This window comes from Lysinibacillus sp. NPDC047702, assembly GCF_050272555.1.
Lineage (GTDB): Bacteria > Bacillota > Bacilli > Bacillales_A > Planococcaceae > Lysinibacillus.
In genome coordinates, this window is sequence record NZ_JBNNMG010000047.1 from 35,239 (window position 1) to 43,326 (window position 8,088).

Sequence of the window (8,088 nt, forward strand, 5' to 3'; positions counted from 1 at the left end):
CACGGGAGTCGAGTAGCCTTGCACTCCAATCAGCAATAGTATAGAACTTTAAATATATTCTTCGCTCAAAAGTATAGTAAAAGCATGTTACTCACTATCATTAACTGGATAGAATAGTGGTCCAATTTTATAGCTGTCAACCTACATTTTATTCATAAAACTACTTTGTCACTTTACATAAAGCCACTTATTGTTGACGCTACTTTTGTGTGGGAAATGTTACCAAATTTCCGTTTTTCAGCAATATAGTGATGGCAAAGACTTCAATTTATCTCTATAAATTGTGTGAAATGCCAGAAGAAAATACGATGAGCAGTGGTTGATTGGAGTGTAGACTGAGTGACTCCTCGGGGATTCAGCGTCACAGATGAGACCCTGCAGCGAGCAGATTAGGGGAACGAAGGCTAAAAGCATCACGTCCTGTGATAACGCCTTCATGACCAACCTCCTGCTGCTGCCGCTTCGCTTTCGCGCAAAAAACATCTGTTGCCCCAAGCGGCTCATCGGACGCCCCCAGGAAGCTTTGCTCTGTGCGAAAGCGAAGCGACAGCAACAAAGCACTCAATCGGAACGGAGATCAACCCCTCGTTTTGAAAAAGGGCTAGACTTTTTAATTGTCACCTTGATTTCATTGACATAATAGTATTTCAACAGCATGCCTTCACTGATTACAGTGAAGGCATGCTGTATTTATAATATTTATGACACGCTCGAAAATAGAATACAAAGAAGAAATAAGCAATCAACTGTAGCATGGAACCTATAAAATGAACATTTTCTCGCATACTTTCATCAAAATTCATTGAAAATGCTTGTATTACGAAGCCGCAAAGCATAAATGCTATATATTTTTGATAGGTTTTAAAAGTCTTAGCTTCAAGGGGCTTATTATTATGAATATGTAATAATAATTGAAAAACACCATACATCAAAATAATAAATAAAAATTGCATAAGCTGTATTCCAATGTCTCCTAGTATCTTATAACCTAGCCATTGATCCAGCTCCACAAAAAATGACAAGACTGCCAAAATAATTGCGAAAGTTTTCGTCCAATGCTTTAAGTTATGAAAGGACGGCAACAGGTGAATACCATATACAAAAGAAAGATAGCCAATGAAATCTGGGAATATATCAGGTAATCCAAAAGAGCTTAAATCCATAAAAACAAAAGACACACCATTCACTATATATTCGTAAGGCTTTTTCATTATTTTGCATCTCCTTCAATTGTTTTCATAAGGTAGTTATCCTGTTCCTTTAGAATCTCATCTAAACGTTCTTTGTTCATAAATGGTCCAATTATTTCGTTATCATCATAAAGTTCGCTATAACTTGGTTCTTTAATATTTTGATACTCTGCATATGCTAGGTTCCCGACCCATGCTAAGAAGGACAATGAAAACGTCAAATAAACAAGTCTTCCTTTTGTAAGCCCCTTATAATACACAAACAGTATAAGCAACAAGAGGGCAAGCATTAGGAAAACACATAATATAGTAGTAAGGTTTTTCTCCTGATTGATAGTTAACAGTGCTGCATTTTTCAGCTTGAACGACTGCCCTGTGCCCATTCTGAATACAAATAGCAGAACAGCCAGCGTCACTGGAATGGTTAATATTGTTGCTATCGAAAATCGTTTTGTCTTCTTTATAGGAGCTTTTTGGAGGCTCTGACGTAATTGCTTGGAGAAATCTATATTTGGGTCTTTATCAGGGCGTTTTTTTAGTGTGTCAAATAACTCTTCATCGCGTTCTTCCATCATTCATCCCTCCCTACCTTTTTCCGAAGCCTTGTCATTGCCCGGTGAAAATCAACCCGTACCTTCACTTCCGAAATGCCCAAAATCTCAGCAGTTTCTTGAATCGTGTAATCTTTTAGCATTCTGCAAATAATAATTGTTCGATCATGAGATTTTAATGTCAATAATGCCTCTTGTACCGTTTGCCATTGCTCATTTTTCTCTATAATTTCCGGAGGCTTTGGAACTTCTTTTAGTACAGGCTGCCAGCTAAGCTTTTCTATCAAAAGTCGTTTTATTTTCTGTCTTCTATGTACATCTACTGCTGTATTTCGTGCAATTGATAAAATCCAAGTTTTTACTTTATCCATATCCTTTAAATTATCTAACTGCTTCATCACCTTGAAAAATGTCTCCTGTGTAATATCCTCTGCCTCTTCCCTACTATTTGTATAATAAAGCGCAAAATGATACACATCTCGATGGTAAAAATCGTACAAATGTTCTATTTTCACTATATCCTTATGCAAAGCCTCACCCCCCTTTCTACACTCAGAAATAAGTCGTTACAGCAAATTATTTGTTACACTTTTCCCACTTATTTTTATACAACTAGCGTAAAATGCCTTATTCTTTTCATGATTTACTCTCTTGTATAATGAAATTACTGTAAGGAGGTGTTAGTTTGCGTTTATTTTACCAGCAAAAAACAATTGGAAAAAAATCGCGTAAACTTCAAAAGATTGCATTTACAATTGAAGAGCCTGTCTATACCTTGAAAGACTTATTACTGCAACTTGTCACACAAGAGGTTCAGAATTATAACGAAAAGGCACTGGACACATCGCTTCATATTTATTTAACTGAGAAGCAATTGGAGAATGCTGTACATCATGGCAAGATACATTTTGGTGAGAAAAAAAGTGCCGCTGTACAGTCTTTAGAACAAGCTAAATCGACAGTGATTCAAGCTTTTGAAGACGAGCTGTTTTTAGTAATCCAAAATGAGGAGCAATTGAATTCACTTACAACACCACTAACAATTCAAGAAGATGATGTCTTTACTTTTATAAAATTAACGATGCTAGCAGGACGAATTTGGTAAGGAGGAATCCCATGACACTTTCTCATGAACAAAAACTACAATTTCAAAGTAAAATTGATACTGCACCAAAAGCTATTCAACCAATAGCTACAGCATTGCTTCAATATATGGATACACGTGATTACAATATTGAGCAACAAATTGCTGATTTGAATGTCACAACACTCGAGGAGCTATTTATAGGTCCACTATTTGATGTACTAACACTCTTTTCATCACAAGAGCGTGCACAAAATATTAAGAAACTGGCATTACGTTATGATACAGCAATGTTTCAGACCGGTATTTTGCGTAGATCGTTTCGTTCAGCACAGCCAGTACAGGATCACCTTTTTCAATGCTTACAATTAATTGAAGAAATGCTGACATTTGAAGAAATTAATTTACAGGAATTATTGACGAATCACAGTCAATATGAGCATGGTACATACCCTAACTATAGCTCCTATGTGATTAAGCAAGAGAATATAAAGGTAATGCCATTTAATGTTTTTGAGCAATTGCTTGCTGAGGAGCTATCATTACAAAACCCAGCTATTGAGGAAGCGATTGAAAATATACTATTTGATGAACATCGAAGTAGCTTTTTTGGTTACCCACTGATAAGGGGGATTTTTAAATCAACCAATAGTCGTCTTCATGAGGCACTTGGTAAACTATTAGTTGCGGCAGCGCGTCAGGAGGGGCTACGTCAGGCTATTGTTGAAAATATTGATCATGGTACCCTAGATGCACAGCTTACAATCATGAAGCTTATTCAAGAGCACCAGCTAACCCGCTTCTCTTCAGTTATTCGTGCTGTCGATACATGGATGGGACTTGGCTATAATAGCTTTGAAAATCAAAAGATTACAGAGGAAGTATTATCATTAGCGATACAAGCCATTGAAAACGACAATTTCACTAAGGAATTACTGCAAAGCGAGCGAACAATAGATATATACGTGGGTCTATGGGCAATCTCTACAAAAGATTACACGCAGCTTGATACGGTTTTACCAGAGCTACTAGGTCGTGATAAACATGTCCAGCTTACAACACTTGCATTCTTAAAAAACCTAGGAAAAACTTCCTTTACTGCACAGTTTGTCAAAAATATTATTTTAACAACGAAGGATATTGAGCTCTTTACTTTTGCTTGGGGAAATTTCATCCATGTAAATAACTATATTAACAGTGAATATGCTAGGGATAACGATTGGGTTAAAGATTTACAAACGTATATGCGAGAAAATACGCAACTTCAAAACATTGAAAATCCACTATTTAATCAGCTCGAATGGGCAAGGAGTGAGGTTTCAAAGGATGGTCTAACAATTGCAGGAAAGCCTCTATCCTTCGTATATGCTCACTTATCTTTAGAGGACATTATTTCAACACAAATTATTTTGGCCCATCATTTACAAGATGAGGAGTTATTTCAACGTATTATTACGAGTGCAGATACCTACTCACCTACTAGCAGAATTGGGCTTCTTAATATTTATTGCCTTGATAATTCTACACAAGGAAAGCGTGATTTTCTTTTTAGCTCTTTACGAGATCGAAGCTCCATAAATCGATCCCTCGCGCTAAAAAAAATACAGCTATTAACACCTACAGATCATGAAATTTTAAAAATCGAGGATCTTTTAACAAATAAGTCAGGCTCACTTCGTAAAGAGGCCATTTCACTCTTAAAGCTACAGTCACAGGAGAAAATATTGCAAAGTGCCGAGCGACTTATACAAGACAAGAAGCAATTAAAGCGACTTGGTGGACTTGAGTTGTTATTAGAAACCTCAAAAGAATACCACTTATCGCATGAGCAAATTACAGCTTTATGTGAAACACTACCAAAAGTTACTGCAACTGAGCAAGTGCTTTTAGATCAATTATTAACAGATGATGTTCCAGAATATAATGAGGAAAACGGCTTCGGCTTATATACACCACACCCTCCTATTCAATACCAGAACGTTGCAAATATTGATATTAAGATGGACGCTGAGGATGCATGGAAGCAGCTAATTCCATTCTATTTGCAAGGGCAAATGCCACTTGAGAGATTTTTTGACTATGATGTTGATAAACTTTTAGCAAAGCTTGAGCAGCTGATTCAATTAATTGATGCTCATGCTCATTATGAGTATGAGACATATCAATGGAATGATACGACAATTACAACAACGTTAGGACAAGACTACGACGTTATAGCTTCAAAAAAAGAGAATAACAAAAACGCAAGTCTTGACGTCTATCCAATACCTGAGGAAATCATTCAATGGATAAAAGCAGAAAAATTCAGCGCAGAGGATTTAGCTTATTTCAATTTTTACAGTAATCTATCTGAATACCCTGCGGCACATGAAATTAGCGAAGCCGCACACGCTCTTATAGCACCAATCCTTAACTATGCACAAATAAAAGAATATATTGCTAAGTTCAATGCGTTAAAGCACGAGCAAACACTGGAGCAAATTTTCACTGTACTTTCACAGGATTTAGACAAATTATCTGGGGAGCAGGAACTTCATAAACAAGCTGTCACACTTTTAGAACAACATTCACAGGGATTTAATGCTTTTGAGCAAGCAATCGGTATAATGCTTCAGCTTTTATCTCAAATACCATTTAAACAGTGGAAGTTAGAGGTAAGAGACAAGGGGTATTATTATTATCGTTCTACTTCCACTATAGTAGATTTAGATGTGATCGATGCCTTTGTTGATCGATGCTTCTCAGATTATACGACCTACAGCGAGTATGTTAAAATGCTTGCTATTAACGCAGAATTAACAAAGCGTATGCAGAAGGAACAATACAGCCCTAGTATATACAATTTAAGTTTATTCCGATATTTGGATGCTATTCAGGCAGGTTTATTCATACAGGATCATTTATTTGAGGCCATTTTCACGAATACATTAGCCTCCGATATATTAATTGCGCCTAACAAATTAATTGAAAACTATCAAAAGTCATTTGAGGATCTATCGAATCTTCTTGCTATACGTGAGCAGGCCATCAATCGAATTTTAGAGATTGAGCTTATGCGCGGCGATATTCCTACGGCCGTAACGAAGCTAGCGAGTAGTATATCCTATATAGAGGGTATTGAGTATTTCATTAAAATTTTACAGGCACTTGATGGAGAAAAGCTTGCGCGAGGCTATATTTGGCAGGCAGAAACGAAAAAGGATGTTTTCTCACGCCTACTTGCAAACTGCTATCCTAAAAAGGAGGAAACCGCACAGCATTTAAAAGATGCCTGGGAAAAAACAAATATTTCAAAAGAACGTTTAATTGAAGCAATGATGTATAATCAGCATTGGATAGATCTAGTTAGTGAAGTAATTGGCTGGGAAGGCTTAAAAGAATCTGCATGGTACTTTATCGCCCATACAACTGACTATTTATCGGATTTTGCTAAAGATCAAATTGCGCTCTTCACAAGCATCACTACTGACGATTTCCGAGATGGCGCATTTGATTTAAGCTGGTTCCAAAGTGCCTATCAAACAATTGGCGCAAAAAATTTCAAGCTTGTTTATGATGCAGCAAAATATGCATCAGAAGGAGCAAATCATCGTCGTGCACAGCTTTATGCTGATACTGCAATTGGCAAACTAAGCCCAAAACCATTAATGAAGGAAATCCAAGATAAACGTAATAAAGACAAGCTTCGTGCACTTGGCCTTATCCCATTAAAAAAATCGGATGAAAAGGACGCTCTAACACGCTATCAGTTTATCCAACAATTTTTAAAGGAAAGTAAGCAATTTGGAGCACAGCGCCGTGCCAGTGAAGCACGAGCAGCAAGTATTGCACTCGAAAATCTAGCACGCAATGCTGGTGATGGAGAAACAACAAGATTTACATGGCGAATGGAGCTATCCGCCTTTCATGAAATGAAGCATTTATTTGAAGCACAGCAAATCGAGCATATTATGGCACATTTGCAAATTGAAGATGACGCTGATGTGGAAATTATCGTAACAAAGGATGGAAAGCGTCTTAAAAATATTCCTACAGCATTGAAAAAAAACATACAAGTCATTGCATTACAAGAGGCACGAAAAGAGTTAAAGGAGCAATACAAACGAGCACGTCCTGCGCTTGAACAGGCAATGGAATTAGAAACAGTCTTCCATGCCGAAGAGCTCATCAATTTATTAAAGCACCCGATTCTAGCTCCTCTTTTACAAAAGCTTATCTTTAAAAGCGATGTATATATAGGAATGCTCACTTCAGAGGGCATAAAGCTGCTGTCAGGTGACATCATTTCACTTGCACCAATGACAGCATTAAAAATTGCCCATCCATATCACCTGCTGGAAAGTGGTCAATGGCGTCAATGGCAGGCTTATATGTTTGAGCACAAAATAAAGCAGCCGTTTAAGCAAGTGTTCCGTGAGCTATATGTAATAAACGAAGATGAAAAAGAGCAAAAAAGATCATTGCGCTATGCAGGACATCAAGTAAACCCATCTCAAACGGTAGCTCTCTTGAAAACAAGAGGCTGGCAAATTAGTTATGATGAAGGACCACGTAAGGTGTATTATAAGGAAAACATTGTGGCTTCGTTATATGCGCAGGCGGATTGGTTCACGCCAGCAGAAATTGAAGCGCCAACGATTGAGGGTGTTTATTTCTATCATCGTTTAACTGGCAAAAGTATAGTCTTAGATGATATTCCTGCAGCGATTTTCTCTGAGATTATGCGAGATATCGATCTCGTTGTCAGTGTTGCTCATGTTGGTGGTGTAGATCCCGAGGCAAGTCATTCTACCGTTGAAATGCGCACTGTGATTGTAGAGGAATTAACAAAGCTATTAAAACTTACAAATGTAGAAGTGAAAAAACAGCATGCCCTTATAGAAGGTAAGTTGGCTAGCTATTCACTGCATTTAGGTAGTGGTGTTGTCCATCAAATGGGCGGCTCAATGATCCCAATAATCGCTGTACAATCGCAGCACCGTGGACGTATTTTCTTACCAATGGTGGATGATGACCCTCGTACAGCCGAAATCATGTCGAAGCTATTACTATTAAGTGAAGATACTAAAATTAAGGATCCTGCCATTTTGGGGCATATCCGTAGCTACGAACAACAGCGTTAAAGAACTTATGCACATAATATGCAGGTAAGGTTTTTATTAATACAATGAGGCTGGGACATAACTAGCTTCAATTCGTGAGAAATCCGACTTTGAATGAATTCAAAGTCGGATTTCTCTATCTTTTATGTTTTTCCAGATAG

General features: G+C 37.4%; 5 protein-coding genes. 2 read left to right on the plus strand and 3 right to left on the minus strand.

Features of this window, described 5'->3' with window-relative positions; all coding sequences use genetic code 11:
* Positions 1 to 668: 668 nt before the first annotated feature.
* Genes ACQKIM_RS19510 through ACQKIM_RS19520 form a run of 3 tightly spaced genes read right to left on the minus strand, consistent with a single transcriptional unit; the run spans position 669 to position 2,271 of the window.
* Complete coding sequence (locus ACQKIM_RS19510; protein ID WP_427547101.1) at positions 669 to 1,211, minus strand: hypothetical protein; 543 nt, start codon at positions 1,209 to 1,211, stop codon at positions 669 to 671.
* The gene (locus ACQKIM_RS19515; RefSeq protein WP_427547104.1) at positions 1,211 to 1,762 is read right to left on the minus strand and encodes a hypothetical protein; all 552 of its coding nucleotides are present in this window, start codon (positions 1,760 to 1,762) and stop codon (positions 1,211 to 1,213) included. Before ACQKIM_RS19515 ends, ACQKIM_RS19510 begins: the two co-directional genes overlap by 1 nt.
* Entirely contained in the window at positions 1,762 to 2,271 is a 510-nt protein-coding gene (locus ACQKIM_RS19520) for an RNA polymerase sigma factor (RefSeq protein ID WP_427547106.1), read from the minus strand. The genes ACQKIM_RS19515 and ACQKIM_RS19520 overlap by 1 nt, the downstream gene beginning before the upstream one ends.
* A 155-nt stretch (positions 2,272 to 2,426) precedes the next feature.
* On the opposite strand from ACQKIM_RS19520, the gene ACQKIM_RS19525 reads away from it, so the two are divergent.
* Entirely contained in the window at positions 2,427 to 2,846 is a 420-nt protein-coding gene (locus ACQKIM_RS19525) for a hypothetical protein (RefSeq protein WP_427547109.1), read from the plus strand.
* An 11-nt stretch (positions 2,847 to 2,857) separates the two neighbouring features.
* On the plus strand, positions 2,858 to 7,948 hold the full coding sequence (locus ACQKIM_RS19530; protein WP_427547112.1) for a DUF4132 domain-containing protein: 5,091 nt from the start codon (positions 2,858 to 2,860) through the stop codon (positions 7,946 to 7,948).
* Positions 7,949 to 8,088 lie beyond the last annotated feature (140 nt).